Here is a 26,880-nt window from a genome sequence, read left to right on the forward strand (position 1 = left end):
ACGGGAGCCCATGGCTCCCACCCGAGACCGCGACAGGCCCGCCCCAAAGGGGCGGGCCTTTTGCATGAATTCGTGCCATCGTGAGGAGCCGCTGCCGCGACCCGCAATGGCATCGTTCCGCAGTCAGGGCAGGGGAGGGCCGACATGACTCACGACGGACGCAAGCGCGCATCCGACTTCGATCCGCGCATCCTGGAAATCTTCGACGGCTATGTGCACGGCAAGATCACCAAGCGCGACTTCCTGAAACAGGCCGGGCAATATGCTGCCGCCGGCGTCACCGCGACCGCGATCCTGGAAGCCTTGCAGCCGAATTATGCGCTGGCCCAGCAGGTCGCGCCCGACGATCCCGCGATCCGCGCCGAGCGCATGGCCTACGACAGCCCCGAGGGAACCGGCCGCGTCGAGGGGCTGATGGTGCGGCCCGCCGAAGCCGCGGGCAAGCTGCCCGCCGTGCTGGTGATCCACGAGAACCGGGGCCTCAACCCTTATATCGAGGACGTGGTGCGCCGGGTCGGAAGGGCGGGCTACCTCGCCTACGGGCCGGACGGGCTGACCAGCCTCGGCGGCTATCCCGGCAGTGACGAGCAGGGCCGCGAGATGCAGGCGAGCCTCGCCCCCGAGAAGCTGATGGAGGATTTCTTCGCCGCCTACGAGTTCCTGCGCGACCATCCCGACAGCACCGGGGCAGTCGGCTGCGTCGGCTTCTGCTATGGCGGGGGCGTCTGCAACGCGCTGGCCGTGGCCTATCCCGACCTGCGGGCCTCGGTTCCCTTCTATGGCCGTCAGCCGAAGGCCGAGGACGTGCCCGCGATCCGCGCGCCCCTGATGCTGCATTACGCGGAACTCGACACGCGCATCAACGAGGGCTGGCCCGCCTACGAGGCCGCACTGAAAGCGGGCGGCAAGGACTATGAGGCCTTCTTCTACGAAGGCGTCAACCACGGCTTCCACAACGACACGACGCCGCGCTACGATCCCGAGGCGGCAGCCCTGGCGTGGGAGCGCACGATGGCCTTCTTTGATGAGAAGCTGCGCTGACCCTTTCTGACGCGGCGGCGCTGGCGCCTCGGGTGGGCAAATCCGGCAGGCGCTTGACGCGACGGGCGTAATCGGGCATGCAGCGCCATCGCCGCCGGTTCCGCAGAAGTGCGGGCGAATCGGTTGCGCCTGACAAGGCCGCCCAGAATGGGGGCGGCCTTCCAGTTTTCTCAAGGTCCGATGCTGGCGCCGTATGGTGCGATGTCAGCCTCTCGACTGAAATCCCCGACCGAGGGATGCTTTGATGCAAAGCCAGACCATCCGTATCCGGCTCAAGGCGTTCGATTATCGCGTGCTGGACGCCAGCACCGCCGAGATCGTGAACACCGCCAAGCGGACCGGCGCGCAGGTGCGCGGCCCGATCCCGCTGCCGAACAAGATCGAGAAATTCACCGTCCTGCGCGGTCCGCACATCGACAAGAAGTCGCGCGACCAGTGGGAAATCCGCACGCACAAGCGGCTGCTGGACATCGTCGACCCGACGCCCCAGACCGTTGACGCCCTGATGAAGCTCGACCTCGCCGCCGGCGTGGACGTCGAGATCAAGGTCTGAGGGGGATCGTCATGCGGACTGGTGTTATCGCCAAGAAACTGGGCATGACCCGGCTGTTCCTGGAAGACGGCCGTCAGGTGCCCGTCACCGTGCTGCAGCTGGACAACCTGCAGGTGGTCGCTCAGCGCACCGCCGGTCAGGACGGCTACACCGCGCTCCAGCTGGGCGCGGGCGACGCGAAGCCGAAGAACGTGACCGCCCCGATGCGCGGCCACTTTGCCAAGGCCAATGTCGCGCCCAAGCGCAAGATCGTCGAATTCCGGGTGTCCGAGGACAACCTGGTCCCAGTGGGCGAGGAAATCATCGCCGCCCATTACTTCGCGGGCCAGTTCGTGGACATCGCCGGCACCTCGATCGGTAAGGGCTTTGCCGGTGCGATGAAGCGGCACAACTTCGGCGGTCTGCGCGCCTCGCACGGCGTGTCGATCAGCCACCGCTCGCACGGCTCGACCGGCCAGTGCCAGGACCCCGGCAAGGTGTTCAAGGGCAAGAAGATGGCCGGCCATCTGGGCGCCGTGCGCGTCACCACGCAGAACCTGCAGGTCGTCCGCACCGACGCCGACCGTGGCCTGATCATGGTCAAGGGCTCGGTCCCCGGTTCCAAGGGCGGCTGGGTCACGATCAAGGACGCCGTGAAGAAGCCGTCGGCCGAGAACACGATCTACCCGGCCGCGCTGCGGTCGGCCGAGCGTGAAGCCAAGCGTCTGGCCGAGGAAGCCGCCGCCCAGGCCGCTGCCGAGGAAGAAGCCGCGCGTCTCGCCGCGGCCGAAGCCGAAGCCGCCGCCCAGGAGGCCGCTCTGGCCGAAGCTCAGGCCTCCATCTCGGCCGAAGGCGACGCCGCTGCCCCCGAAGGAGACGAGAGCAAATGAAACTCGACGTGATTTCGCTTTCCTCGGGCAAGGCCGGGGACATCGAGCTGCCCGACGACATCTTCGGGCTGGAGCCGCGCGCGGACATCCTGCACCGCGTCGTCCGCTGGCAGCGGGCGAAGGCGCAGGCCGGCACCCATTCGGTGCTGGGCAAGTCGGACGTCAGCTACTCGACCAAGAAGATCTATCGCCAGAAGGGCACGGGCGGCGCTCGCCACGGCTCGCGCAAGGCGCCGATCTTCCGCAAGGGTGGTGTCTACAAGGGTCCGACCCCGCGCAGCCACGCCTTTGACCTGCCCAAGAAGGTGCGCGCCCTCGGCCTGCGCCACGCGCTGTCGGCGAAGGCCTCGCGCGGCAAGCTGGTTGTGTTGGAGAACCTGGACCTTGCCGACGCCAAGACCTCGGTCCTGGCCAAGGCCGTCAAGGAGCAGGGCTGGAAGCGCGTCCTGGTCATCGACGGTGCCCAGGTGAACGAGACCTTCGCCCGCGCCGCCCGCAACCTGGAAGGCGTGGATGTCCTGCCCTCGATGGGCGCCAACGTCTATGACATCCTCAAGCGCGACACGCTGGTGATCACGCGCGCGGGTGTCGAGGCGCTGCAGGCCCGGCTGAACGGCGCGCAAGCTGCCGCTGCCGATCAAGGAGCGACCGTGTGATGGCTGCGAAACCCGAACACTACGACGTCATCGTCAAGCCGATCATTACCGAGAAGGCGACGATGGCGGGCGAACTGGCGAACGCCGTCACCTTCGAGGTGGCGAAGTCGGCCAGCAAGCCGCAGATCAAGGACGCCGTCGAGGCGCTGTTCAACGTCAAGGTCAAGGCGGTCAACACCGTCCTGACCAAGGGCAAGACCAAGCGCTTCCGCGGCCGTCCCGGCGTCCGTTCGGACGTCAAGAAGGCCTATGTCATGCTCGAGGCTGGCAACAGCATCGACGTGAACACCGGCCTCTGATAAGGGCAACGAATCTGCGGCCCCCGGGACTCTCGGGGGCCGCGGTGCTTTTCGAATGAAACGGACCTTTGGTCCAAGGCAAACGGAAGACAGAAACCATGGCACTCAAGTCGTACAAACCGACGACGCCTGGCCAGCGCGGGCTGGTACTGATCGACCGTTCGGAGCTTTGGAAAGGACGCCCCGTCAAGACCCTCACCGAAGGTCTGACCAAGACGGGCGGCCGGAACAACACCGGACGCGTCACGATGTGGCACAAGGGTGGTGGCGCCAAGCGGCTGTACCGCGTGGTCGATTTCCGCCGCACCAAGTTCGACGTGCCCGCCACGGTCGAGCGCATCGAATACGACCCCAACCGCACCGCCTTCATCGCGCTGATCCGCTATGAGGACGGCGAGCAGGCCTATATCCTGGCCCCGCAGCGTCTGGCGGTCGGCGACAAGGTCGTCGCCTCGAAGAAGGCCGACATCAAGCCGGGCAACGCGATGCCCTTCTCGGGCATGCCGATCGGCACGATCGTCCATAACGTCGAGCTGAAGCCCGGCAAGGGCGGCCAGCTGGCCCGTTCGGCCGGCACCTATGCGCAGTTCGTGGGCCGCGACGGTGGCTATGCGCAGATCCGCCTGTCCTCGGGCGAGCTGCGGATGGTGCGCCAGGAATGCATGGCGACCATCGGCGCCGTGTCGAACCCGGACCACTCGAACCAGAACCTCGGCAAGGCCGGCCGCAAGCGGCACATGGGCATCCGCCCGACCGTCCGCGGCGTCGCCATGAACCCGATCGACCACCCGCATGGTGGTGGTGAGGGCCGGACCTCGGGTGGCCGTCACCCGGTGACCCCGTGGGGCAAGCCTACCAAGGGCAAGCGCACTCGTTCCAACAAGTCGACCGACAAGTACATCCTGCGGTCGCGTCACGCGAAGAAGGGTCGCTGATCCATGGCACGTTCTGTTTGGAAAGGCCCGTTCGTCGATGCCTATGTTCTTCGCAAGGCCGAGAAGGCCCGCGAATCTGGCAAGTCGGACGTCATCAAGATCTGGTCGCGCCGTTCGACCATCCTGCCGCAATTCGTCGGCCTCACCTTCGGGGTCTACAACGGGCAGAAGCACATCCCGGTCAACGTGTCCGAAGAGATGATCGGCCAGAAGTTCGGTGAGTATTCGCCGACCCGGACCTACTACGGTCACGCGGCCGACAAGAAAGCGAAAAGGAAGTAACCGTCATGGGTAAGGAACAGAATCCGCGCCGCGTGGCGGACAACGAGGCGATGGCGAAGACCAAGATGCTTCGCACCTCGCCGCAGAAGCTGAACCTCGTCGCCGCCATGATCCGCGGCAAGAAGGTGGAAAAGGCCCTGGCCGACCTTACCTTCTCGAAGCGCCGCATCGCGGGCGACGTGAAGAAGTGCCTGCAGTCGGCCATCGCCAACGCCGAGAACAACCACAACCTGGACGTCGATCAGCTGATCGTCGCCGAGGCCTGGGTCGGCAAGAACATGGTGATGAAGCGCGGCCGTCCGCGCGCCCGCGGCCGGTTCGGCAAGATCATGAAGCCGTTCTCGGAAATCACCATCACGGTGCGCGAGATCGACGCTGCCGCCGAGGCCGCCAAGAAGGCTGCCAAGTCGCAGAAGCGCACGGCCTCGAACCGCCAGGCCGAAGCCACCACCACCCCTGAAGCCGCTGCCGAGGAGCTCGCGTAATGGGTCAGAAGGTCAACCCCATCGGGATGCGCCTGCAGGTCAACCGCACCTGGGACAGCCGCTGGTTCGCCGACAGCAAGGACTACGGCAACCTGCTGCTCGAGGACGTCAAGATCCGCGAGTTCATCCACGAGGAAGCCAAGCAGGCCGGCGTCAGCCGCGTCATCATCGAGCGTCCGCACAAGAAGTGCCGCGTGACGATCCATGCCGCCCGCCCGGGTGTCATCATCGGCCGCAAGGGCGCCGACATCGAGACGCTGCGCAAGAAGCTGGCGAACTTCACCGACTCGGAACTGCACCTCAACATCGTCGAGGTCCGCAAGCCCGAGCTGGACGCCCAGCTGGTGGCCGAGTCGATCGCCCAGCAGCTCGAGCGCCGGGTCTCGTTCCGCCGCGCCATGAAGCGCGCGGTGCAGAACGCCATGCGCATGGGTGCCCTGGGCATCCGCGTCAACGTCGGGGGCCGCCTGGGCGGCGCCGAGATTGCGCGGACCGAGTGGTATCGTGAAGGCCGCGTGCCGCTGCACACGCTGCGCGCCGACATCGACTATGCGCTGTCCGAAGCCTCGACCCCCTACGGGATCATCGGGGTCAAGGTCTGGATCTTCAAGGGCGAGATCATGGAGCATGATCCGCAGGCCCACGACCGCCGCGCCACTGAGGCGCAGGAAGGTCCGGGGCCGCGCGGTCCGCGCCGCGATCGCGACCGCGACGCGCGCTGAGGAGTAGGGAACAATGCTGCAACCGAAACGGACCAAGTTCCGCAAACAGCACAAGGGCCGCATCCACGGCGAGGCCAAGGGCGGGTTCAACCTGAACTTCGGCTCCTACGCGCTGAAGGCGACGGAACCCGAGCGCGTCACCGCGCGCCAGATCGAGGCGGCCCGCCGCGCGATCACCCGTCACATGAAGCGCCAGGGCCGTGTCTGGATCCGCATCTTCCCGGACGTGCCGGTGTCGTCGAAGCCGACCGAAGTGCGTATGGGTAAGGGCAAGGGCTCGGTCGATTTCTGGGCCGCCCGCGTCCACCCCGGCCGGATCATGTTCGAGATCGACGGCGTCGATGACGAGATCGCCCGCGAGGCGCTGCGCCTTGGCGCGCAGAAGCTGCCGGTCCTGACCCGCATCGTGCACCGCGAAGACTGGTAATCGACGGGAAATACCCGTTATCGGAAGCCCCGCCCGGAACGGCGGGGCTTTCTTCGTTTTTCCTTGCCTCGCTGGCCGAATCCGCGTATGCGCAGGCCTTCATCTCGAACTCCACCGGGAATCAGGGTGGCCCAGTCTGGCTGGGGCTCTCCGGTGATGTTGAAAGGAAGGGCGCCATGAAAGCGCAGGAACTGAGAGACAAGACCCCCGAGCAGCTGCGCGAGCAGCTGGTCGCGCTGAAGAAGGAGGCCTTCAACCTCCGCTTCCAGCAGGCCACCGGCCAGATCGAATCGACCGCCCGGATGCGCTCGGTCCGCAAGGACGTCGCCCGCGTGCTGACCGTCATGAACCAGAAGGCCGCCCAGGCGGCCGCGTCGAACTGAGGAGCGGTTTCATGCCCAAACGCATCCTGCAAGGCCGCGTCACCAGCGACAAGAACGAGCAGACGATCACCGTCCTGGTCGAGCGCCGCTTCAAGCACCCGGTGCTGCACAAGATCGTCCGGTCGTCCAAGAAGTACCGCGCGCATGACGCGCTGAACCAGTTCAAGGTCGGCGATACCGTTCGCATCATCGAATGCGCGCCGCTGTCCAAGACCAAGCGCTGGACGGTCCTGACGGACGACACCGCGACCCAGGCCGCCGAGGCCTGAACCGAACCCGCGGCGGGCCATGGGGCCCGCTCGTGATTTAGCGAAACCCTGGGGCCGGGACTGCAACCGGTCCCCAAAGGTCGGGAGCAAACCATGATCCAGATGCAGACCAATCTGGATGTCGCTGACAACTCCGGCGCGCGCCGGGTGCAGTGCATCAAGGTTCTGGGCGGATCGCACCGGCGCTATGCGTCGGTCGGCGACATCATCGTCGTCTCCGTCAAGGAAGCCATTCCGCGCGGCCGCGTGAAGAAGGGCGACGTCCGCAAGGCCGTTGTCGTGCGCACCGCCAAGGAAGTGAAGCGCGAGGACGGCACCTCGATCCGTTTCGACGCGAACGCCGCCGTCATCCTGAACAACCAGGGCGAGCCGGTCGGCACCCGCATCTTCGGGCCGGTCGTGCGCGAGCTGCGCGCCAAGAACTTCATGAAGATCATCTCGCTTGCGCCGGAGGTGCTGTAATGGCCGCCAAGCTCAAGAAAGGTGACCGCGTCGTCGTTCTGGCCGGCAAGGACAAGGGCAAGACCGGCGAGATCACGCAGGTGATGCCCAAGGACAACAAGGCGATCGTGGACGGCGTGAACATCGCCCTGCGCCACACCCGTCAGACCCAGACCAGCCAGGGCGGCCGCGTTCCCAAGAACATGCCGATCGACCTGTCGAACCTTGCGCTGATGGACGCCAACGGCAAACCGACCCGCGTCGGCTTCCGCATGGAAGGCGACAAGAAGGTCCGTTTCGCCAAGACCACGGGAGACGTGATCTGATGCTGGATCAATCGACCTACACCCCGCGGCTCAAGGCGGAATACGTCAGCCGCGTCCGCGCCGCGCTCAAGGAAGAGTTCGGCTACAAGAACGACATGCAGATCCCCCGCCTGGACAAGATCGTCCTGAACATGGGCGTGGGCGAGGCGGTCAAGGACACCAAGAAGGTCAAGCAGGCCGCCGAGGAACTGTCCCAGATCGCCGGCCAGAAGGCCGTCGTCACCCATGCCAAGAAGTCGATCGCCGGCTTCCGCGTGCGTGAGGAAATGCCTCTGGGCTGCAAGGTCACCCTGCGCGGCGACCGCATGTATGAATTCCTGGACCGCCTGATCAACATCGCGCTGCCCCGCGTCCGCGACTTCCGCGGTGTCAAGGGCACGTCGTTCGACGGCCGCGGCAACTACGCCATGGGTCTCAAGGAGCACATCGTGTTCCCCGAGATCAACTTCGACAAGGTCGACGAAGTGCTGGGGATGGACATCATCATCACCACCACCGCGAAGACCGACGCCGAGGCGAAGGCGCTGCTGAAGCACTTCAACATGCCGTTCAACAGCTGATCGCGCGAGGAAGAACGATATGGCAAAGAAATCCATGATCGAACGTCAGAAGAAGCGCGAGCGGATGGTGGCCAAGTACGCCGCCAAGCGCGCTGCTCTGAACGAAACCATCAATGACCAGTCGAAGCCGATGGAAGAGCGCTTCAAGGCCACGCTGAAGCTGGCCGAGCTGCCGCGCAACTCGTCGGCCACCCGGCTGAAGAACCGCTGCGAGCTGACCGGCCGTCCGCGGGCCTACTACCGCAAGCTGAAGCTGTCGCGGATCATGCTGCGCGAGCTCGGCTCGTTCGGCCAGATCCCCGGCCTGGTGAAGTCGAGCTGGTAAGGGAGCAGGGAAGATGTCGATGAACGATCCGCTCGGCGATATGCTGACCCGCATCCGCAACGCTCAGATGCGCGGGAAATCCACCGTCCGCACCCCGGCCAGCAAGCTGCGCGCCTGGGTCCTGGATGTGCTGAAGGCCGAGGGCTACATCCGCGGCTACGAAGAGGTGACGACCGACGCCGGTCACACCGAACTGGAAATCAGCCTGAAGTACTTCGAGGGCGCCCCCGTGATCCGCGAGCTCGCTCGCGTGTCCAAGCCCGGCCGCCGCGTCTACGCCGGCGCCAAGGCGCTGCCGCAGGTCCGCAACGGCCTCGGCGTCTCGATCGTGTCCACGCCCAAGGGCGTCATGACGGATGCAGCGGCTCGCAACGCCAATGTCGGCGGCGAAGTCCTCTGCACCGTGTTCTAAGGAGGGCGGGATGTCTCGGATTGGTAAGAAGCCGGTCGAACTGCCCTCGGGCGTGACGGCGAACATCAGCGGCCAGACGATCGAGGTGAAGGGCCCGAAAGGGACCCGCACGTTCACCGCGACCGACGACGTGACGCTGAAGGTCGAGGACGGCAAGGTGACGGTGACCCCGCGGGGCCTGTCCAAGCGCGCGCGCCAGCAGTGGGGCATGTCGCGGTCGATGGTGGCGAACCTCGTCACCGGCGTCACCACGGGCTTCAAGCGCGAGCTTGAGATCCAGGGCGTCGGCTACCGGGCCTCGATGCAGGGCAAGACCCTGAAGCTGGCTCTGGGCTACAGCCACGACGTCAACTTCGAAGCGCCGGAAGGCGTGACCGTGAACGCGCCCAAGCAGACGGAAATCGTGGTCGAGGGCATCGACCAGCAGGCCGTCGGCCAGGTCGCCGCCAACATCCGCGAGTGGAAGAAACCCGAGCCCTACAAGGGCAAGGGCATCCGCTACAAGGGTGAGGTCGTCTTCCGCAAGGAAGGCAAGAAGAAGTAAGGATCGCGCACATGGCACTGAACAAACGAGAGCTGTTCCAGAAGCGCCGCCTGCGCGTCCGGAACAAACTGCGCGAGATGGCCAACGGCCGTCCGCGCCTGTCCGTCCACCGCTCGTCGAAGAACATCAGCGTCCAGCTGATCGACGACGCGCAGGGCGTGACGCTGGCTTCCGCCTCGACCCTGGAAAAGGATCTGGGCGTGGTTGGCAAGAACAACCTCGAGGCTGCCGCCAGGATCGGCGCGGCCATCGCGGAGCGCGCCAAGGCGAAGGGCGTCGAAGAGGTCGTGTTCGACCGCGGCGGCTTCCTGTTCCATGGCAAGATCAAGGCGCTTGCCGACGCGGCCCGCGAAGGCGGCCTGAAGTTCTAAGACCCTGCGGGTGGCGGTGAACGCCACCCCGATGATCCGGGGGCGGTCCGACGGGCCGCCCACCTGGATCGGATTCACTCGGCGCCTGAGCCTGCGCCAATGCAAAAGGGATGCCTGATGGCAGAACGTGAACAGCGCCGGGACCGCCGCGACGATCGTCGCGAGCGCGAGGAAACCCCGGAATTCGCCGATCGCCTGGTTGCGATCAACCGCGTGTCGAAGACCGTCAAGGGCGGCAAGCGTTTCGGCTTCGCCGCTCTGGTCGTCGTCGGCGACCAGCGGGGCCGTGTCGGCTTCGGCAAGGGCAAGGCCAAGGAAGTGCCGGAAGCCATCCGCAAGGCGACCGAGCAGGCCAAGCGCAGCCTGGTCCGCGTGCCGCTGCGCGACGGCCGCACGCTGCACCACGACATCGAGGGCCGCCATGGCGCGGGCCGCGTCGTGATGCGGACGGCCGTTCCGGGGACCGGCATCATCGCCGGCGGCCCGATGCGCGCCGTCTTCGAGATGCTGGGCGTGCAGGACGTGGTGGCCAAGTCGCTGGGGTCGCAGAACCCCTACAACATGATCCGCGCGACCATCGACGGCCTGAAGGCCGAGGCCTCGCCCCGCTCGGTGGCGAACCGCCGCGGCAAGAAGGTCGCCGACATCCTGCCGTCGCAGGATGCCAAGCCTGCAAACGCCGGCGCCGCCGAGGTCGACTCGGCCGCTCTGGCCGAAGCCTGAGGAGACGCGACATGGCAACCATCGTCGTCAAGCAGATCGGCTCTCCGATCCGCCGCCCCAAGGAACAGCGCGCGACGCTGAAAGGCCTGGGGCTGAACAAGATGCACCGCACCCGCGAACTGCAGGACACCCCTGCGATCCGCGGCATGGTGAACGCGATCCCGCACCTGGTGCAGATCGTCGAAGAAAAGAACTGAGGAAACGGCCGGGGTTCGCCCCGGCCTTTTTCGTTGGCCCCACGCGATCACACCGGGTCGCGTTCGGGCGAGTCCCTGGACCTTTCGGTGGCCCTTGTGCGTTTCGTGCGAAACGAAAGGAGTTCGCCATGCGCCCATCCGTCGTCATCGCCGCACTCGGAGGCACCCTGGCCCTGTCCGCCTGTGCCCCGCCGCCCTCGACGACCACGGTCGTCGTCCCCGCCGCATCTACCCAATGCATCGCCGACCAGTACCAGCAGTACGTCGGCCAGCAGTCGCCGGCGATCAGCCTGCCGGCCGGCACCGAATACCGCCACTACCGCACGGGCGATCCGGTCACCAAGGACCTCAACCCCACGCGGCTGAACTTCGAATATGACCGCAGCGGCCGTCTGGTCAGCGTGACCTGCGGCTGACGCCCGAATGAAAACGCCCCGGAGATGTCCGGGGCGTTTCTGTTTCAGGCCGAGGTGGTCTGTTTGGGCGGCTGCGCCACGTAGCGCAGGTAGGGCAGGGTCTTAGTGACCTTGCCGAAGCGCTCCTCGGCCTGCTGGTCATTCAGCGACAGGGCCACGATCACGTCCTCGCCGGGGTTCCAGTTGGCGGGGGTCGAGATCGGGACGCCGTCCGTTGCCTGCACCGCGTCCAGCGCCCGCAGGATTTCCGCGAAGTTGCGGCCGACCGACATGGGATAGGTCATCGTCAGCCGCACCTTCTTGTCCGGCCCGATGATGAAGACGCTGCGCACGGTCGCAGTATGGGCGGGTGTGCGGTTCTCGGTCGGCAGAGAGACGTCGGCCGGGAACATCTCGTATGCCCGGGCGATGGTCAGCGACGTGTCGTCCGCCATCGCGAAATTGGCAGGGCAGCCCGCCACCGCCTCGATGTCGCGCTTCCATTTCCCATGGTCATCCAGGCTGTCCACCGAAACGCCCAGCACCTTGGTGTTGCGCTTCTCGAATTCCGGCACCAGCTGGGCCACGACACCGAACTCGGTCGTGCAGACGGGGGTGAAGTCGCGGGGATGGCTGAAGATGATCGCGTAGCTGTCGCCCATCCACTCGTGGAAGCGGATCTCACCCTCGGTGGTCTGGGCGGTGAAGTCCGGGGCAGTGTCGTTGATGCGCAGGGCCATGTGATGCTCCTTCAAGGCGGCAGGTTGTCACACAGATAAGATGTTGATGGGAAAAAGCCACCCGGCGCGGCAAGCGGCCGGGTCGGACACAACGCCGGTCGCGTCGGTCACATCGTCAGCCATACCGACCTTGCGCCGGCTGTGCCCCGGTGCAACGCTGTCGCCCGACAACAAGCCGACAAGGGGGATGCGACATGGCTGAACTGGCAGACAAGCGGAAATTCTACATCGACGGTGCCTGGGTGGACCCCGCCGAGGCGCGCGACCTCGAGGTGATCGATCCCACGACCGAGGAACCCTTTGCCGTCATTTCGGTCGGCGGCCAGGCCGACACCGACCGCGCCGTGGCCGCAGCCAAGGCGGCGCAGCCCGGCTGGGCCGCGACCCCGCCTGCCGAGCGGCTGGCCTTCGCCGAGCGCCTGCTGGAAATCTACAAGCGCCGCAACGACGACGTGGCCGAGGCCATGACCTGTGAGATGGGCGCGCCCACCGACATGTCGAAGGGTGACCAGGCCGAGTCGGGCTCGTTCCACATCGAGACCTTCATCAACAGCTTCCGCGACTTCGAGTTCATCCGTCCGCTTGGCGATCACGCCCCCACCAGCATGGTCGCCTGGGAGCCGGTCGGTGTCGTGGCGCTCATCACGCCCTGGAACTGGCCGATGAACCAGGTCACGCTGAAGGTGATCCCGGCGATCCTCGCCGGCAACAGCGTCGTGCTGAAGCCTTCGGAAATCGCGCCGATCTCCTCGATGGTCTTTGCCGAGATGATCCACGAGGCCGGGCTGCCCAAGGGCGTCTTCAACCTGGTGAACGGTGACGGGGCGGGCGTGGGCACGCAGCTGTCCACGCATCCGGACGTGGACATGGTGTCCTTCACCGGCTCGACCCGCGCGGGCATCGCCATCACCAAGGCGGCGGCCGACACGCTGAAGAAGGTCGCGCTTGAACTGGGCGGCAAGGGGGCGAACGTCGTCTTCGCCGATGCCGACGATAAGGCCGTCATGCGGGGCACGCGGCACGTCTTCTACAACTCGGGCCAGTCCTGCAACGCGCCGACCCGGATGCTGGTCGAGCGGTCCTTCTACGAGCAGGCGATCGAAACGGCCAAGCGCGTGGCCGAGGAAACCACCGTCGGCAGCGCGCATGAGCCGGGCCGCCACATCGGGCCCGTGGTCAGCAAGCAGCAGTGGGAAAAGATCCAGGGGCTGATCCAGACCGGCATCGACGAAGGCGCGCGCCTGGTCGCCGGCGGCCCCGGCCTGCCGGAAGGCGTCAACCGCGGCTATTTCGTCCGTCCCACGGTCTTCGCCGACGTGACCCCCGACATGACCATCTTCCGGCAGGAGATCTTCGGCCCCGTGCTGTCGATCACCCCCTTCGACAGCGAGGAAGAGGCGGTCGAACTAGCCAACGACACGATCTACGGCCTGACCAACTACGTCCAGACACAGGACGGCGCGCGGCGCAACCGGCTGGCGCGGCAACTCAAGGCCGGGATGATCGAGACGAACGGCGTGGGCCGCGGCCGGGGCTCGGCCTTCGGCGGCGTGAAGGCCTCGGGCCGGGCGCGCGAGGGTGGCGTCTGGGGCCTGGAGGAGTTCATGGATTCGAAGCAGATCTCGGGCTGGGACAAGAACGCCTGACGCACGGAAAGGAAAGGGCGCCCTCGGGCGCCCTTCCCGATCTCAGGCCTGGTGGCCCTCGCGCTCGGCCTGCAGTTCGGCCAGCGCATCCTCCCATAGGACGTCACCATAGGTGTCCCGCAGCCTGGCCTTGACCACCTTGCCGGTCGGTCCCAGCGGCAGCGTTTCCACGAAGATCACCCGGTCAGGCCGCTGCCAGCGCGGCACCTTGCCCTCGTACCAGGCCAGCAGCTCGTCTTCGGTCAGGTCGCTGCCCGGGCGCTTCTGGGCGCAGATCACCGGGCGCTCGTCCCACTTGGGATGCCGCGCGGCGATGGCGGCGGCGTTCGAGACCTGGGGGTGGCTGATGGCGATGTTTTCAAGGTCCACGGTTGAGATCCACTCGCCCCCCGACTTGATGATGTCCTTGGACCGGTCGCGGATCACCATGTAGCCGTCGGGGTCCAGCGTGGCGATGTCGCCGGTGTCGAACCAGCCGTCCCAGGTCAAGGCGGATTTCTCCTGCCCGAAATAGCTGTCCAGCACCCAGTGGCCGCGGATCTGCAGCTCGCCCTCGGTCTCGCCGTCGGTGGGCAGGACGTGACCCTCGGCATCGACGATCCGCAGATCCACCCCATAGGGCGGGCGGCCCTGGCCGGTGCCGATCCGGTCCTGCTGCTCGAAGGGCAGGGACAGGTGCTTGGCCTTGGGCGCGTTCAGCGTGCCCAGGGGACTGGTTTCCGTCATCCCCCAGGCATGGATCAGTTCCACCCCGTAGCGGTCGCGGAAGGCCGCGCGCATCGAGGGCGGCAGGGCCGAGCCGCCGACGATGGTGCGCTTGAAGCTGTCCGGCCGCTCGCCCGAGGCGTCCAGCGCGTCCATGAGGCCCAGCCAGATCGTGGGCACGCCCGCGGCCATCGTGACCCGTTCGTCGATGATCAGCCGCGCGAGGCTCTGCCCGTCCAGCCGCGGCCCCGGCATCACCAGCCGCGCGCCGACAGCGGCCGAGGCATAGGGGATGCCCCAGGCGTTGACGTGGAACATCGGCACCACTGGCATGACCGAGTCCGCCGCGCCGATTCCCAGCCCGTCGCGGTTGTTCACCGACAGCGCGTGCAGCAGCGTCGAGCGGTGGGAATACAGCACCCCCTTGGGGTTTCCCGTTGTCCCCGAGGTGTAGCAGAGCGAGGAGGGCGAGGTTTCCTCGACGGCGGGCCAGGGCGCCGCGGCATCGCCTTCGGCCAGCAGCTCGTCGTGGAACAGCAGGCCGGGCAATGCGTCGCACAGGGATTCGTCGCGCGGGCCGAGGACGACGATGCCGCGCAGGCTGGGCAACTGGTCGCGCAGGGGGGCGATCAGCGGGACGAAGGTGCGTTCGATGAATAGCATCCGGTCCGAGGCATGGTTGATGATATAGGCCAGCTGCTCGGGCGAAAGGCGCGGGTTCAGCGTGTGGCAGACCATCCCCGCGCCGGGCACGCCGAAGTAGAGCTCCAGATGGCGGCGGTTGTTCCAAGCCAGCGTGCCGACCCGGTCGCCGGGTTCCAGTCCCCGCGCGCGCAGGGCCGAGCCGATCCGGCGGGCGTTGGCGCCGACCTCGCCCCAGGTCGTCCGCTCGAACCCGCCCTCGGTCAGGGCCGAGACGATCTCGGTGTCGCCATGATAGCGCGCGGCATGGTCGATCAGCGAGCCGACCGACAGCGGCTGGTGCATCATCCGGCCAAGCAGCATGGTGTTCCCCCTCTTGCAACGCCCGCAGACTGCGCTGCCGGGTGCCGCCGCCGCAAGGGCCGAGAAGGCGGTGCACTGGGCGGTGCGCCCTGCCGTTCCATCAGGGGCGTCCCGCCAGCGCACAAGCCGCGTTCGGCTTGCCGCATCATGGAAATCCGGTCCTGTTCTGGTATGCCAGATTGCGGGACGCTCCGGCCTCGCCTATCGTCCCCGCGACTTGGCCAGAGGGGAGAGCCCATGAAACTGCTGCGATATGGTCCCGCCGGATCGGAAAAGCCCGGGATGCTGGACGACCAGGGCCGCGTGCGCGACCTGTCCGCCCATGTCGCCGACATCGCGGACGAGGTGCTGACGCCCGAGGGGCTGGCGCGCCTGGCCGCGTTGAACCCCGCCGACCTGCCGCTGGTCGAGGGCACGCCCCAGCGCGACCTTCGCCTGGGCCCCTGCGTCGGCAATGTCCGGAAGTTCGTCGCCATCGGCCTGAACTATGCCGACCACGCGGCCGAATCGAACATGCCCGTGCCGTCCGAGCCGGTCGTCTTCAACAAGTGGACCAGCTGCATCGTCGGTCCCGACGATGACGTGCGCATCCCCAAGGGCGCGACCAAGACCGACTGGGAAGCCGAACTGGGCATCGTCATCGGCAAGCCCGCCGCGGGCGTGACCGTCGAACAGGCGCTGGAGCATGTCGCGGGCTATTGCGTCGTCAACGACGTCAGCGAGCGCGAATGGCAGCTCGAGCGCGGCGCGACTTGGGACAAGGGCAAGGGCTTCGATACCTTCGGCCCGCTCGGCCCCTGGATGGTCACGGCCGACGAGATCCCCGACCCGCAGAACCTGTCCATCTGGCTCGAGGTGGACGGCAAGCGCTATCAGGACGGCACCACGCAGACGATGGTCTTCGGGGTGGCGGAGCTGGTCGCCTATTGCTCTCACCTGATGACGCTGCTGCCGGGCGACGTGATCACCACCGGCACGCCTCCGGGCGTCGGCATGGGCCAGAACCCCAAGGTCTTCCTGAAGGGCGGCGAGGTCATGCGCCTGGGGATCGAGGGCCTGGGCGAGCAGACCCAGAAGGTCGTTTCTCAGGGATGAAACAAGCGGCGGGGCCGGTCTGCGCGAGGGTGGGGCAGGGGTGATGCGCTTTTCGGCGAACCTCGGCTTTCTCTGGGCGGACCGGCCCCTGCCTGAGGCGATCCGGGCAGCGCAGGCGGCGGGCTTTGATGCGGTCGAGTGCCACTGGCCCTATGACACCCCGCCCGCCGCCGTCGCCGCCGCCCTGCGCGACACGGGGCTTGAGATGCTGAGCCTCAACACCCTGCGCGGGCAGCCGGGCGAGAATGGCCTTGCCGCCCTGCCGGGGCGCGAGGCCGAGGCGCGCGACGCGATCGACCGCGCGCTGGACTATGCCGCCGCCATCGGCTGCGGGGCGGTCCATGTGATGGCGGGCTTCGCGCAGGGGGCCGGGGCCGAGGCGGTCTTCCGCGCCAATCTCGACCACGCCTGCGTCAGGGCGGCCGCGCAGGGGGCCACCATCCTGATAGAGCCGCTGAACCATCACGACGCACCGGGCTATTTCCTGCAGCACTTGGATCAGGCCGCGCGGATCATCGCCGAAGCCGGGCATCCGAACCTGCGGCTGATGTTCGACTGCTATCACCTGCAGATCATGGAAGGGGACCTCACGCGGCGGCTGCGGGCGCTCGCGCCCCTGATCGGCCACGTCCAGATCGCCGCTGTACCCGACCGCGGCCCGCCCGATCACGGGGAACTGGATTACCGCCACATCATGGGCGTCCTCGCCGAAATCGGGTGGGACCGACCGGTCGGGGCGGAATACAGGCCGGGTGGTCTGACCGAGGGCAGCCTAGGCTGGATGGCGGCGCTGCGCGGCATCTGACCACAGGGCTGGGCGTTCAGGAGGTCAACAGGGCTGCCCGGCGCCTGCCCTTGAAAAGGTTATCAAGCACGCTAACTATCATGCGAACCAACCCGAGGGTCCGCATGCCCGACCAGTCCCCCATCGCCGCGACCCTGTTCCGCCTTCTGAAGGAGCTGCGGAGCAATTATGACGAGCAGGTTCGCGAACTGGGGCTGTCCTTCTCGCGCGCGCGGGTTCTTTCGGCGCTGATGCGGCACGAGGGCGGGACCCAGGCCGAGCTGGCCCAGGCCATGGGGATCGAGGCGCCCAGCCTCAAGCGCCAGCTGGACCTGCTTGAGGCCGAGGGGCTGGTCGAGCGCCGGGGCCTGCCCGGCGACGCGCGCAAGAGGGCGCTGTTCCTGACCGCGCAGGCCAGGGCGCTGCCCGTCACGGGCTACATGGACAGCATCCACGAGAAGCTGGTCGAAGGATTTACCCCCGACGAGCAGGCCCGGCTTCATGACGCGCTGAAGCGGCTGGCCGACAACGCTGCGCGGATGAACCAGAAATGAGGGCCGCCGAAGGCCAGGGTCCCGCGCCCGTTGCGCCGCCGGCACCGCCCGCCATGCCGCTGGGCCGGGCCCTGGCCTTTGTCCTGGCCGGGGCGATGCTGGCGATGTCGCAGGGGCTGGGGCAGGGCTTCGTCTCGGCCAACGTGCAGCAGTTCGCGGGCGGCCTCGGGATCTCGGCCACGGATGCCAGCTGGCTGATGGCGGCCTACCTGGTCCCGCGTTCGTCGCTGCCGCTGATGCTGACCAAGATCCGCACCCAGTTCGGCCTGCGCCGCTTCGCCGAGGTCGGGATCATCTGCTATGTCACGGTGGCCTTCGGCTCGGTCTGGATCGAGGACCTGCGCTCGGCCGTGGTGATGCAGTTCCTGGCGGGCGTGACCTCGGCGCCCCTGTCCACGCTGGCCTTCCTATATTTCCTCGAGCCCCTGTCGCGGGAATGGAAGATGCGGCTGGGCCTGCCGATGGCCCTGTGCCTGCTGATGATGGGGCCGTCGCTGGCGCGCGTGATCTCGCCCGCGCTGATCGGGGACGGCGGGCTGATGCGCATCCACCTTCTGGTGCTGGGGATGGCTCTGGTCTCGCTGGTGCTGGTCTACCGGCTGCGGCTGACGCCGGTTCCGCATGAGAAGGTCATCCGGCCGATGGACCTGCTCAGCTTCGGACTGATCGCCTTCGGCTTCGGCGGCATCACCGTGGGCGCCATCATGGGGCCGATCCACTGGTGGACGGCGACCCCCTGGATCGGCGTGCTGATGGCGGCCTCGGTCGCGGCGGTGACGGCGGCGCTGCTGATCGAGACGCACCGCGCCTCGCCCCTTCTGGACATCCGCTGGCTGATGAGCCCGGCCATGCTGCACCTGACGGGCACGCTGCTGCTGTTCCGGCTGCTGCTGTCGGAACAAAGCACCGGCGCGCCGCGCATGTTCCAGGTGCTGGGCGTCGCGCCCGGGCAGATGACGACCCTGTTTGCCGTGATCTGCATCGCAAGCCTTCTGGGCGGGCTCGCCTGCGTCGCCTGGATCAAGCCGGGGCGCGAGCCGCAGTTCCACTTCGTCGCTTTGGTGCTGATCGCGGCGGGGGCCTGGATGGATTCCCATTCGACGCTCGACACCCGGCCGGAACAGATGCTGGTCAGCCAGGCGATGATCGGCTTCGCAGGAATGCTGTTCATGCCGCCCGCCATGATGGTCGGGCTGATGGCGGCGCTGAAGAAGGGGCCGAACTATCTTCTGTCCTTCCTGATCGTGTTCCTGTCCACGCAAAGCATCGGGGGCGTGATAGGCGGCGGTCTCTTCAACACGCTGGTCAACTGGCGGCAGGCCTTCCACCTGCAGACGCTGGCCGAGCAGATCCGCGCCACCTCGGCCCCCGTCACGGCCGAGATCGCGCAGCGCATCACGGCCTTGGCCCCGCAACTGCCCGACATGGCCACGCGGCGCGCCCAGGCGGTCGCGCAGATCGCGCAGGAGGCCTCGGCCCAAGCCTATGTCATGGCCTACAACGACCTTTATTTCGTGATCTTCCTTGCCTCGCTCGCGGCGCTGGCCGTGCTGCTTCTGCACGTTGGGCGCGACCGGCTGTCCGCCCGCCTGTCGCCGCCCTCTGCCCCCCAATCCGGTTCCCCCGCATGAACAAGACCCATCTTCTTCCGACCCTCGTGATTGCCCTGATTGGGATCGCCGGCGTGCTGCTGATCCTGTTCGCCTGGCACCTGCCGCCCTTTGCCCCCACCCAGCCGACGACCGAGAACGCCTATGTCCGTGGCCGTGTCACCTCGATCGCGCCGCAACTGTCGGGCTATCTCAGCGAGGTGGACGTCCAGGACTTCCAGCAGGTCCGCAAGGGCGACCTGATCGCGCGCGTCGACGACCGCATCTTCCGCCAGAAGCTCGCCCAAGCCGAGGCCGCGCTGTCCGCCGCCCGCGCGGCCCTTGCGGTGGCCGAGCAGACCGTCCGCTCGGCCGAGGCGGTGCAGCGCGCGGACGAGGCGGCGCTGGCCTCGGCGCGTGCGGCGCTGGCCACGGCCGAGTCCGATTTCGCCCGCGCCCAGGAGTTGTCGGCCCGCGGCGTATCCAGCGAAACCTCGCGCGAGCAGGCGGCGCTGGCCCGCCAGCAGGCGACGGCCGCCGTCCAGCAGGCCGAGGCGCAGCTGGAGGTCCAGGTCCAGGCCATCGAGAGCGCCCGCGCGCAGGTCAGCGCCCGGCAGGCGGACATCGCCAGCGCCGAGGCGGCGGTGGAACTGGCCCGGATCGACCTTTCCAATACCGAGATCCACGCGCCCGAGGACGGGCGGCTCGGGCAGGTGTCGGCGCGGCTGGGGCAATATGTGACCGCCGGGACCGCGCTGGTTCCGCTGGTCGGGCCGGACATCTGGATCGTGGCGAACTTCCCCGAAACCGGAGTGCATGGGATGAGGCTGGGGCAGGCCGTGGACATCACGGTGGATGCCCTGCAGGACCGCCATTTCACCGGCCGGGTCGAGTCTTTCTCTCCGGCCACGGCCTCGGAATTCAGCCTGCTGGCCGGGTCGAACGCCACCGGCAACTTCACCAAGATCGTGCAGCGCCTGCCGGTCCGCATTTCAATCGATCCGGGGCAGGAGATGGGCGAATACCTCGCGCCCGGCCTGTCCGTCATCGTCAGGGTGGCGACCGGCGCAAGCTGAGCGGCAGCAAAAAAAAACCTGCCCCCGCCTTCGAGGCGGGGACCGGCCTTCAGTTGGATGTGCGGATTTCAGTGCAGGCCGAACTCGGCCATCAGCCTGCGGCGCATGGCGACAAAGCGCGCCTCGCTGCGGTCGCGGGGGCGGGGCAGGTCGATCTCGATCACCCGCGGCGGCGTGCCCTTCTCGCGCGGCATGACCAGCACCCGGTCGGCCAGGAAGATCGCTTCTTCCAAGTCATGGGTGACGAGGATCATCGTCACCTGCTGTTCGCGCCAGATGCGGGCCAGCTCGTCCTGCATGGTGATCCGCGTCATCGCGTCCAAAGCGCCAAGCGGCTCGTCCAGCAGCAGGATCTCGGGCTGCACGGCCAGGGCGCGGGCGATGCCGACGCGCTGGGCCATGCCGCCCGAAAGCTGGGCGGGGAAGGCGTTCTCGAACTCGGCCAGCCCGACCAGGCGGATGTTCTGGCGGGCCTGCGCCTCGGCCTCGGACTTCGGAATGCCGCGCACCTCAAGCCCGAAGGCCACGTTGCCCAGAACCGTCAGCCAGGGCAGCAGGCGCGGTTCCTGGAAGATGATCGCGCGTTCCGCGCCCACGCCCTGCACGGGGCGGCCGTCGATCCTGACCTGCCCGCCGTCCGGCGCCTCGAGCCCGGCCAGCACCCGCAGGAGCGTGGTCTTGCCGCAGCCCGAGGGGCCCACCACGGCCAGGCTTTCGCCCGGCCGGATATAGAGGTTCAGGTCCCGAAGGACCGGCAGCGCCGCGCCGTTCAGGGTGAAGGACTTGGACAGCCCGTGGATCCGGACCGCCCCGCGCGGGAAGGATTGGTGCGCGCCCATCACCTGGCCGCCACCGTCTGGGCCGGCGCGAACAGGATGTCGGCGGCCTTCAGCTTGCCATGTTCCAGCCGACCCTCGCGTTCCAGAACGTCGATCCAGAACTGCAGGTCGCGCTCGGTCGCGCGTCCGCCCTCGCGCACGCCGTAGCCCTTGAAGAACCGGGCGACCTCGGGGTTCTCGCCGCGTTCCTCAAGCACGCGGGCGAAGATGGCGCGCGTTTCCTCGGGGTTGTCGCGGGCATGGTCGAGCGCCCGGGCCGAGCCCTCGACAAAGGCGCGGGCCTCGGCGGGATGGGCCTCGACCCAGTCGCGGCGCAGGACAATGAAACCGCCCGCGATCTCGCCCAGCACGTCGGTGTCGTCGAAGACCGCGCGCAACCCGCCGTGTTCGCGGGCAAGGCCTTCGAAGGTCGTCTGCCAGTAGCCGAAGGCCGAGACGTCCACCTGACCCGAGCGCAGCACCTGTTCCAGTTGCGGCCCCGGCACGGTGACGAGGTTCGCCGCGTCCTGCGGCAGCCCCTTCCCGTGCAGCGCCTCGCGCACGGTATAGTCGAGATGCGCGCCCAGCGTGTTCACGGCGATGGTCTTGCCGGCGATGTCCTCGATCGTGCGGATGGGGCTGTCCTCCAGCACGTAGAAGATCGACTGCACCTCGTCGTTGATGCCGTTCGAGGGGAAGGCCGCCACGAAGTCGTTGCCGCCCGCGATCGAGTTCAGGACGGCCGCCGTCGCGGCGCTGCCCAGTTCCACGCTGCCGCCGGCAAGGGCGATCAGCGATTCCGGGCCGCCGCTGGAATAGCCCACGTTTTCCAGCGTGATGCCGGTGCCCTCGAAATAGCCCAGTTCCTCGGCCAGTTCATGGGCGGAAAGCCCCCCATGGCTGGCGAGATAACGGATCGTCACGTTCGCCTGCGCGGCGCCGGCGAAGGCAAGGCCAAGCGCGGTGGTCAGGGCGAGGCTGCGGAGGGTGATGGTCATGGTCGTGTTCCTTGTGAAAGAGGCGGGATCAGCGCTGCACGTCGGCCCAGCGGCACAGGCGGCGCTGCAGCAGGACGAGGATGAGGTTCGCGGCAAGGCCGAGGCCGGCCAGCAGGAAGATGGCCGCGAACATCAGGGGGATCTGGAAGTTGTACTGGGCGTTCATCACCTGGAAGCCGACGCCCTTGTTCGCGCCGATCATCTCGGCCGCGATCAGAAGCAGCAGCGCCGTGGTGGCCGACAGCCGCAGCCCGACAAAGATGGCGGGCACCGAGGCGGGCAGCACCACGCGGCGGAAGACCGTCAGGCGGCTCGCGCCGAAGGTCCGCGCCATCTCGATCAGCTTGCGGTCCACCTGCTTCACCCCGCCGATGGTCGCGAGCAGGATCGGAAACAGCGTGGCCCAGAAGATGACGAAGACCTTGGACGCCTCGCCCAGGCCCAGCAGCAGGATGAACACCGGGTAGAGCGCCAGCGCCGAGGTCTGGCGGAACAGTTGCAGGATCGGGTCGAGCGCCCGTTCCACCGCTGCGATCTGGCCCATGAACAGCCCCAGCGGGATGCCCAGCGCCACGGCGGCGGCGAAGGCGATCCCCGAGCGTTGCAGGCTGATGGCGATGTCGTCCAGCAGCGCCCCCGAGGCGAGGCCCTTCCACAGCGCCGCCGCGATGCTGTCCAGCGGCGGGAAGACGGCCGGGTTCACCCAGCCCTGCGTGGCGGACACCTGCCACAGCACCACGAAGCCGGTCAGCAGCCCCCAGCGGGACGCGAAGCCGCGCGCCCCGGCCCTTACCCGGCGCCGGATCGCGGCGCCGGGGGAGGATCTGCCTTCAAGAGGGGCGTCGAGCGATTGCAGCGCCATGGCCCTTACTCCGCTGCCTGCACGGCCGCGCGGGCGGCGGCGTGGCGGTTGACCGGATAGGGCAGGCCGAGGTTCTCGCGCAGGGTCCGGCCCTCGTATTCGGTGCGGAACAACCCGCGGCGCTGCAGTTCGGGGATCACCAGGTCCACGAAGTCGGTCAGCCCCGTCGGCAGCCAGGGCGGCAGGATGTTGAAGCCGTCGGCGCCCTCGTTCTCGAACCATTCCTGCAAGGTGTCGGCGATCTGGGCGGGCGTGCCCACCACGGTGAAATGCCCCCGCGCCGAGGCGACCCACTGGTAGAGCTGGCGGATGGTGAAGCCGTTCTCGTCCGCGATCTGGCGGATCAGCGCCTGCCGGGACTGGTTGCCCTCGGTTGGCGCCAGTTCCGGCAGCGGCCCGTCGAGGTCATGGCCCGTCAGGTCCAGCGAGCCGCCGGTCAGCCCCTTGATCAGGGCGATGCCGTCCTCCTCAAGGATCAGGCCGGTGAGGCGGTCGTATTTCTCGCGGGCCTCGGCCTCGGTCCGGCCCACGAAGGGCGAGACGCCGGGCATGATGAGGATATGGCTCGGGTCGCGCCCCAGACCCCGGGCGCGGGCCTTGATGTCGCGATAGAACTCCTGCGCGGTGTCCAGCCGCTGGTGGGCGGTGAAGATCACCTCGGCGGTGGCAGCCGCCAGGCCGCGGCCGTCCTCGGACTGGCCCGCCTGCACGATCACCGGATGGCCCTGCGGGCTGCGGCTGACGTTCAGCGGGCCCCGGACCTTGAAATGCTCGCCCGCGTGGTCGGTGTAATGGACGCGCGCGGTGTCGTAGAAGACGCCCGTCTCCTTGTCGCGGATGAAGACGTCATCCTCGAAGCTGTCCCACAGCTTCTTCACCACATCGACATGTTCCACCGCGCGCCTGTAGCGGTCAGCGTGCGGCAGTTGCCGGTCGAGGTTGAAGTTCTGCGCGGCGGCCTCGGTCGCGGTGGTGACCACGTTCCAGCCCGCGCGCCCGTCCGAGATCAGGTCCAGCGAGGCGAACTTGCGCGCGGTGTTGTAGGGTTCTTCGTAGGTGGTCGAAGCGGTGGCGATGAAGCCGATGTTGGTCGTCAGGGGCGCCAGCGCGGCAAACAGGGTCACCGGCTCGAAGCCCACGACCTTGGCGTTGCCGCCCTCGGTGCCGCCGCCGAAGGCCACCGCCAAGCCGTCGGCCAGGAAATAAGCGTCGAATAGGCCGCGCTCGGCCTCACGCGCGAGGTCGGCGTGGAAGGCGAAGCTGGTGGCACCGTCGGCGGGCTGGTCGGGGTGGCGCCAGGCGGCGATATGCTGGCCGCCACCGGGAAGAAAGGCGCCAAGGCGGATCTTGCGGGTCATGTCGGAGGTCCTTTCGGGGTGAGAAGGGCCGCCCCGCCGGGATGGCGGGTTCATGCGGGCCGGTCGGAGGGGAAGGGTCAGGCGGCCGAGGAGGCCGCCGCCTGATCCTGCGAAAGCCAGGGCGCGAACTGCTCGACTGCCCGGTCAAGGCGGGTCAGCAGCGCGTCCGAGGCGGGCTGGCCGTTGCGGAAGTCGGCGCCTCCGGCATAGACGCCGGTCGGCAGGCTCGCCGCCTCGAAGAAGCCGAAAAGCGGGCGCAGCTGATGTTCGATCACCAGCGCGTGACGATCACCGCCGCCAGTCGCAGTCAGCAGCACGGGCTTGCCGGCCAGCGCCGCAGGGTCGATCAGGTCGATCAGGTGCTTGAAGAGGCCCGTGAAGCTGCCCTTGTAGACGGGCGTCCCCATGACCAGCGCATCCGCCGACAGGATTGTGTCCAGAATCGCGCGGGGCAGGGCATCCAGCTGGTCGGCGCTCTGCGCCTGTCCCAGCGAGGGCTGGAGGTCCGCGATCTCGTAGCTTGCCGCCGCGCAGCCGAAGCGGCGCGCGGCACGCGACACCGCCAGATCGACCAGCGCCCGGGTCCGCGAAGGGCTGCTGAAGTTGCCCGAGAAGCCAACGATGCGAGGGGGCATTTCGCTCTCCTGAATAACGACTCGTCTTGTAGATGATTGTGGAGGCGGAAGCTGCCGGGAGCCATTCCAAAGATCGGGCCGGATGGAGAAGCCGTCTGTCGCAGTAAAGGCGTGCCGGGGAATGGCGTTCTCCGAGGCGGGCAGCAGACATGCCCAAAGATCGGGCGTTTGTCTCGGGTTCGGGAAAGAGAAGGAAAATTCCTTCTCTCGCCTCGGGAAAGTTTGGAACCCAAATCTCGATTGAGTTGATAGATATATAGGAGTGCACTCGGCAGGAGGATCCGATGCCCGCCAGATCGATCCCGCGGCACCGCGCGTCGGAAAGGCCGCCCGGCCGGGTCGGACCGGCAGTCCTGCCCTGTCCCTGTCCCTGTCCCATCCGCGAAGGAGAAGCCCATGACGTTCTTCACGCATAATGCCAGTCGGCCCGCCGAGCCCCCTCATGCGGGCACGCGCCATGTCGTGGTTGTCGGCGGCGGCGCCAGCGGCGTGCTGATGGCGATCCATCTTCTGGAGCGCAGGGAGGCCGATTTCCGCGTCACGATCCTGGAAGGGCGCAACATGCTGGGCTGCGGCATCGCCTATTCCACGCAGGACCCCGGCCACCTGCTGAACACCCGCGTCAGCAACATGAGCGCCTTTGCCCGCGATCCCGACCATTTCCGCCGCTGGCTGGCGGCCCGGCCGGGCCTGCCCTCGGACGATCTGTGCTTTGTCGGCCGCGCAACCTACGGCGCCTATCTGTCGGACCTGCTGCATTCCTGGCAGTCGGGGCCGGGTCGGGGGCGGCTGTCCTGCATCCGCCAGACCTGCACGGGGCTGCGCCGCAAGGGCGGGGGCTTCGTGCTGGAGCTTGAGGGCGGGGCGAGCCTGCTGGCCGACCAGGTGATCCTGGCCACGGGGCACAGCCGCCCGGACGGCGATCCCTCGGGGCTGCTGACGGGGGCTTGGGACGCGATCCCCGAAACGGACCCGGACGGGCGCGTGCTGATCATCGGCACGGGGCTTTCCATGATCGACCAGGCGCTGTCGCTGCTGGCGCAGGGCCACCGGGGCGAGATCGTGGCCCTGTCACGGCGCGGGTTGCTGCCGCGCGAACATGGCCCGGCCGTGCCCCTGATCCTGTCGGTCGCCGACGTTCCGCTGGGGGCGCCTGTCAGCGCCCTGTTCCGCTGGGCCCGCAGGCTGGCGCGGCAGGCCGAGGCGCAGGGCGGCAGCTGGCGCGACGCGATGGACGCGATCCGCCCTCATGTGCGGCGGTTGTGGACCGGCCTGTCCACCCCGGAACGGGCGCGCTTCCTGCGCCATGCGGTCGCCTGGTGGGACGTCCATCGCCACCGCATGCCCCCGGCCTCGGCCGAGCGCATCGGCAAGGCCATGGCGCGCGGGCAGCTTCGGGTGATGCGGGGCGCCTTTCTGTCGGCCCGCCCCGGCAAGGACGGCGTCATTGCCGAGCTGCGCCTGCCCGGCGAAAGCGGCTGCGTCGAGTTCTCTGCCGCGCGCGTCATCGACTGCCGCGGCATCCGGCGCGACCTGCGGCAGCATGGCTCGCCCGTGGTGCGCGACATGCTGGCCAGGGGGCAGGCGCGGCTCGACCCCCTGCAGATCGGACTGGACGTCGAGCCGGACTGCACCCTGCGGGACGCGGCGGGCGAGAGGATCGAGGGGTTGTTCGCCATCGGCCCTGTTTCACGCGCGGCCTTCTGGGAAATCACCGCCATTCCCGACATCCGCGAACAGGTCGCGACGCTTGCGGCCGCCATGGGTCGGGCCTGCTGCATGCGCGAGGTGGGCTGACGG

35 protein-coding genes and 1 pseudogene are annotated in these 26,880 nt (G+C 67.8%); 29 read left to right on the forward strand and 7 right to left on the reverse strand.

Features of this window, described 5'->3' with window-relative positions; translation table 11 throughout:
- The first annotated feature begins 144 nt into the window (after window positions 1-144).
- The 22 genes and pseudogenes from yghX (at window position 145) to ACFFII_RS13265 (ending at window position 11,236) form a co-directional block, all read left to right on the forward strand.
- The gene (yghX, locus tag ACFFII_RS13160) at window positions 145-1,041 is read left to right on the forward strand and encodes a YghX family hydrolase (RefSeq protein WP_377699339.1); all 897 of its coding nucleotides are present in this window, start codon (window positions 145-147) and stop codon (window positions 1,039-1,041) included.
- A gap of 244 nt (window positions 1,042-1,285) precedes the next feature.
- A complete protein-coding gene (gene rpsJ / locus ACFFII_RS13165) occupies window positions 1,286-1,594 on the forward strand; it encodes a 30S ribosomal protein S10 (RefSeq protein ID WP_036717366.1) in 309 nt (102 codons plus the stop codon).
- An 11-nt stretch (window positions 1,595-1,605) separates the two neighbouring features.
- Entirely contained in the window at window positions 1,606-2,463 is an 858-nt protein-coding gene (gene rplC / locus ACFFII_RS13170) for a 50S ribosomal protein L3 (protein WP_377699340.1), read from the forward strand.
- Entirely contained in the window at window positions 2,460-3,119 is a 660-nt protein-coding gene (gene rplD, locus ACFFII_RS13175; protein ID WP_377699341.1) for a 50S ribosomal protein L4, read from the forward strand. The genes rplC and rplD overlap by 4 nt, the downstream gene beginning before the upstream one ends.
- Complete coding sequence (locus ACFFII_RS13180; protein ID WP_090757261.1) at window positions 3,119-3,418, forward strand: 50S ribosomal protein L23; 300 nt, start codon at window positions 3,119-3,121, stop codon at window positions 3,416-3,418. The genes rplD and ACFFII_RS13180 overlap by 1 nt, the downstream gene beginning before the upstream one ends.
- A 98-nt stretch (window positions 3,419-3,516) precedes the next feature.
- Window positions 3,517-4,353, forward strand: a complete 837-nt coding sequence (gene rplB, locus ACFFII_RS13185; protein WP_377699342.1) for a 50S ribosomal protein L2 — start codon at window positions 3,517-3,519, stop codon at window positions 4,351-4,353.
- 3 nt (window positions 4,354-4,356) lie between these two features.
- On the forward strand, window positions 4,357-4,635 hold the full coding sequence (gene rpsS / locus ACFFII_RS13190) for a 30S ribosomal protein S19 (protein ID WP_377699343.1): 279 nt from the start codon (window positions 4,357-4,359) through the stop codon (window positions 4,633-4,635).
- A gap of 5 nt (window positions 4,636-4,640) precedes the next feature.
- Window positions 4,641-5,018 (forward strand): annotated as a pseudogene (gene rplV / locus ACFFII_RS13195) (50S ribosomal protein L22); the annotation flags it as partial.
- 101 nt (window positions 5,019-5,119) lie between these two features.
- Complete coding sequence (rpsC, locus tag ACFFII_RS13200) at window positions 5,120-5,842, forward strand: 30S ribosomal protein S3 (RefSeq protein WP_377699344.1); 723 nt, start codon at window positions 5,120-5,122, stop codon at window positions 5,840-5,842.
- A 13-nt stretch (window positions 5,843-5,855) separates the two neighbouring features.
- Window positions 5,856-6,269, forward strand: coding sequence for a 50S ribosomal protein L16 (rplP, locus tag ACFFII_RS13205; protein WP_090757266.1), 414 nt, complete (start codon window positions 5,856-5,858; stop codon window positions 6,267-6,269).
- A 176-nt stretch (window positions 6,270-6,445) separates the two neighbouring features.
- Entirely contained in the window at window positions 6,446-6,652 is a 207-nt protein-coding gene (gene rpmC, locus ACFFII_RS13210; protein WP_090757267.1) for a 50S ribosomal protein L29, read from the forward strand.
- A gap of 11 nt (window positions 6,653-6,663) precedes the next feature.
- Window positions 6,664-6,921 carry a 30S ribosomal protein S17 gene (rpsQ, locus tag ACFFII_RS13215; RefSeq protein ID WP_090757268.1) on the forward strand — a complete coding sequence of 86 codons (258 nt, stop codon included), beginning with the start codon at window positions 6,664-6,666 and terminating at the stop codon, window positions 6,919-6,921.
- Window positions 6,922-7,014: 93 nt separating this feature from the next.
- Window positions 7,015-7,383 (forward strand): 50S ribosomal protein L14, encoded by a 369-nt coding sequence (rplN, locus tag ACFFII_RS13220; RefSeq protein ID WP_036717337.1) that lies wholly within the window; start codon window positions 7,015-7,017, stop codon window positions 7,381-7,383.
- A complete protein-coding gene (rplX, locus tag ACFFII_RS13225) occupies window positions 7,383-7,688 on the forward strand; it encodes a 50S ribosomal protein L24 (RefSeq protein ID WP_377699345.1) in 306 nt (101 codons plus the stop codon). Before rplN ends, rplX begins: the two co-directional genes overlap by 1 nt.
- Entirely contained in the window at window positions 7,688-8,248 is a 561-nt protein-coding gene (rplE, locus tag ACFFII_RS13230; RefSeq protein WP_377699346.1) for a 50S ribosomal protein L5, read from the forward strand. Before rplX ends, rplE begins: the two co-directional genes overlap by 1 nt.
- Before the next feature lie 19 nt (window positions 8,249-8,267).
- Window positions 8,268-8,573 (forward strand): 30S ribosomal protein S14, encoded by a 306-nt coding sequence (gene rpsN, locus ACFFII_RS13235; RefSeq protein ID WP_377699347.1) that lies wholly within the window; start codon window positions 8,268-8,270, stop codon window positions 8,571-8,573.
- Window positions 8,574-8,586: 13 nt separating this feature from the next.
- Entirely contained in the window at window positions 8,587-8,985 is a 399-nt protein-coding gene (gene rpsH, locus ACFFII_RS13240; protein ID WP_090757272.1) for a 30S ribosomal protein S8, read from the forward strand.
- A 10-nt stretch (window positions 8,986-8,995) separates the two neighbouring features.
- Complete coding sequence (gene rplF, locus ACFFII_RS13245; RefSeq protein WP_377699348.1) at window positions 8,996-9,529, forward strand: 50S ribosomal protein L6; 534 nt, start codon at window positions 8,996-8,998, stop codon at window positions 9,527-9,529.
- 11 nt (window positions 9,530-9,540) lie between these two features.
- Window positions 9,541-9,900, forward strand: a complete 360-nt coding sequence (rplR, locus tag ACFFII_RS13250; protein ID WP_377699349.1) for a 50S ribosomal protein L18 — start codon at window positions 9,541-9,543, stop codon at window positions 9,898-9,900.
- A gap of 117 nt (window positions 9,901-10,017) precedes the next feature.
- A complete protein-coding gene (gene rpsE, locus ACFFII_RS13255; protein ID WP_377699350.1) occupies window positions 10,018-10,623 on the forward strand; it encodes a 30S ribosomal protein S5 in 606 nt (201 codons plus the stop codon).
- 11 nt (window positions 10,624-10,634) lie between these two features.
- A complete protein-coding gene (gene rpmD / locus ACFFII_RS13260) occupies window positions 10,635-10,820 on the forward strand; it encodes a 50S ribosomal protein L30 (RefSeq protein ID WP_090757276.1) in 186 nt (61 codons plus the stop codon).
- 128 nt (window positions 10,821-10,948) lie between these two features.
- Window positions 10,949-11,236, forward strand: a complete 288-nt coding sequence (locus tag ACFFII_RS13265; RefSeq protein ID WP_377699351.1) for an I78 family peptidase inhibitor — start codon at window positions 10,949-10,951, stop codon at window positions 11,234-11,236.
- 44 nt (window positions 11,237-11,280) lie between these two features.
- Here ACFFII_RS13265 and ACFFII_RS13270 read toward each other — a convergent pair whose 3' ends face one another.
- Window positions 11,281-11,955, reverse strand: coding sequence for a peroxiredoxin (locus ACFFII_RS13270; protein WP_377699352.1), 675 nt, complete (start codon window positions 11,953-11,955; stop codon window positions 11,281-11,283).
- A gap of 203 nt (window positions 11,956-12,158) precedes the next feature.
- On the opposite strand from ACFFII_RS13270, the gene ACFFII_RS13275 reads away from it, so the two are divergent.
- The gene (locus ACFFII_RS13275) at window positions 12,159-13,601 is read left to right on the forward strand and encodes an aldehyde dehydrogenase family protein (protein WP_377699556.1); all 1,443 of its coding nucleotides are present in this window, start codon (window positions 12,159-12,161) and stop codon (window positions 13,599-13,601) included.
- Between the two features lie 42 nt (window positions 13,602-13,643).
- On the opposite strand, the gene ACFFII_RS13280 is transcribed toward ACFFII_RS13275, so the two are convergent.
- Window positions 13,644-15,311 (reverse strand): long-chain fatty acid--CoA ligase, encoded by a 1,668-nt coding sequence (locus ACFFII_RS13280; protein ID WP_377699353.1) that lies wholly within the window; start codon window positions 15,309-15,311, stop codon window positions 13,644-13,646.
- Window positions 15,312-15,548: 237 nt separating this feature from the next.
- On the opposite strand from ACFFII_RS13280, the gene ACFFII_RS13285 reads away from it, so the two are divergent.
- From ACFFII_RS13285 to ACFFII_RS13305, 5 genes are all read left to right on the forward strand, one after another.
- Window positions 15,549-16,406, forward strand: a complete 858-nt coding sequence (locus ACFFII_RS13285; RefSeq protein ID WP_377699354.1) for a fumarylacetoacetate hydrolase family protein — start codon at window positions 15,549-15,551, stop codon at window positions 16,404-16,406.
- 43 nt (window positions 16,407-16,449) lie between these two features.
- Complete coding sequence (locus ACFFII_RS13290) at window positions 16,450-17,211, forward strand: hydroxypyruvate isomerase family protein (protein ID WP_377699557.1); 762 nt, start codon at window positions 16,450-16,452, stop codon at window positions 17,209-17,211.
- Window positions 17,212-17,315: 104 nt separating this feature from the next.
- Window positions 17,316-17,744: a MarR family winged helix-turn-helix transcriptional regulator gene (locus ACFFII_RS13295; RefSeq protein WP_377699355.1), complete on the forward strand. Its 429-nt coding sequence runs from the start codon at window positions 17,316-17,318 to the stop codon at window positions 17,742-17,744.
- A complete protein-coding gene (locus ACFFII_RS13300) occupies window positions 17,741-19,375 on the forward strand; it encodes an MFS transporter (RefSeq protein WP_377699356.1) in 1,635 nt (544 codons plus the stop codon). The genes ACFFII_RS13295 and ACFFII_RS13300 overlap by 4 nt, the downstream gene beginning before the upstream one ends.
- Window positions 19,372-20,409, forward strand: a complete 1,038-nt coding sequence (locus ACFFII_RS13305) for an HlyD family secretion protein (RefSeq protein WP_377699357.1) — start codon at window positions 19,372-19,374, stop codon at window positions 20,407-20,409. The genes ACFFII_RS13300 and ACFFII_RS13305 overlap by 4 nt, the downstream gene beginning before the upstream one ends.
- A 68-nt stretch (window positions 20,410-20,477) precedes the next feature.
- Here the strand turns inward: ACFFII_RS13305 and ACFFII_RS13310 are convergent, their stop codons facing one another.
- The 5 genes from ACFFII_RS13310 to msuE form a co-directional block, all read right to left on the reverse strand.
- Complete coding sequence (locus ACFFII_RS13310; RefSeq protein ID WP_377699358.1) at window positions 20,478-21,248, reverse strand: ABC transporter ATP-binding protein; 771 nt, start codon at window positions 21,246-21,248, stop codon at window positions 20,478-20,480.
- A complete protein-coding gene (locus ACFFII_RS13315) occupies window positions 21,248-22,225 on the reverse strand; it encodes an ABC transporter substrate-binding protein (RefSeq protein WP_377699359.1) in 978 nt (325 codons plus the stop codon). The genes ACFFII_RS13310 and ACFFII_RS13315 overlap by 1 nt, the downstream gene beginning before the upstream one ends.
- A gap of 28 nt (window positions 22,226-22,253) precedes the next feature.
- Window positions 22,254-23,087: an ABC transporter permease gene (locus ACFFII_RS13320; RefSeq protein WP_377699360.1), complete on the reverse strand. Its 834-nt coding sequence runs from the start codon at window positions 23,085-23,087 to the stop codon at window positions 22,254-22,256.
- A gap of 5 nt (window positions 23,088-23,092) precedes the next feature.
- A complete protein-coding gene (locus ACFFII_RS13325; RefSeq protein WP_377699361.1) occupies window positions 23,093-24,445 on the reverse strand; it encodes an LLM class flavin-dependent oxidoreductase in 1,353 nt (450 codons plus the stop codon).
- Between the two features lie 77 nt (window positions 24,446-24,522).
- Window positions 24,523-25,080, reverse strand: coding sequence for an FMN reductase (gene msuE / locus ACFFII_RS13330; protein ID WP_377699362.1), 558 nt, complete (start codon window positions 25,078-25,080; stop codon window positions 24,523-24,525).
- Window positions 25,081-25,476: 396 nt separating this feature from the next.
- On the opposite strand from msuE, the gene ACFFII_RS13335 reads away from it, so the two are divergent.
- On the forward strand, window positions 25,477-26,877 hold the full coding sequence (locus tag ACFFII_RS13335; protein ID WP_377699363.1) for an FAD/NAD(P)-binding protein: 1,401 nt from the start codon (window positions 25,477-25,479) through the stop codon (window positions 26,875-26,877).
- Window positions 26,878-26,880: the final 3 nt, after the last annotated feature.

It is taken from the genome of Paracoccus niistensis (assembly GCF_042432925.1).
Lineage (GTDB): Bacteria > Pseudomonadota > Alphaproteobacteria > Rhodobacterales > Rhodobacteraceae > Paracoccus > Paracoccus niistensis.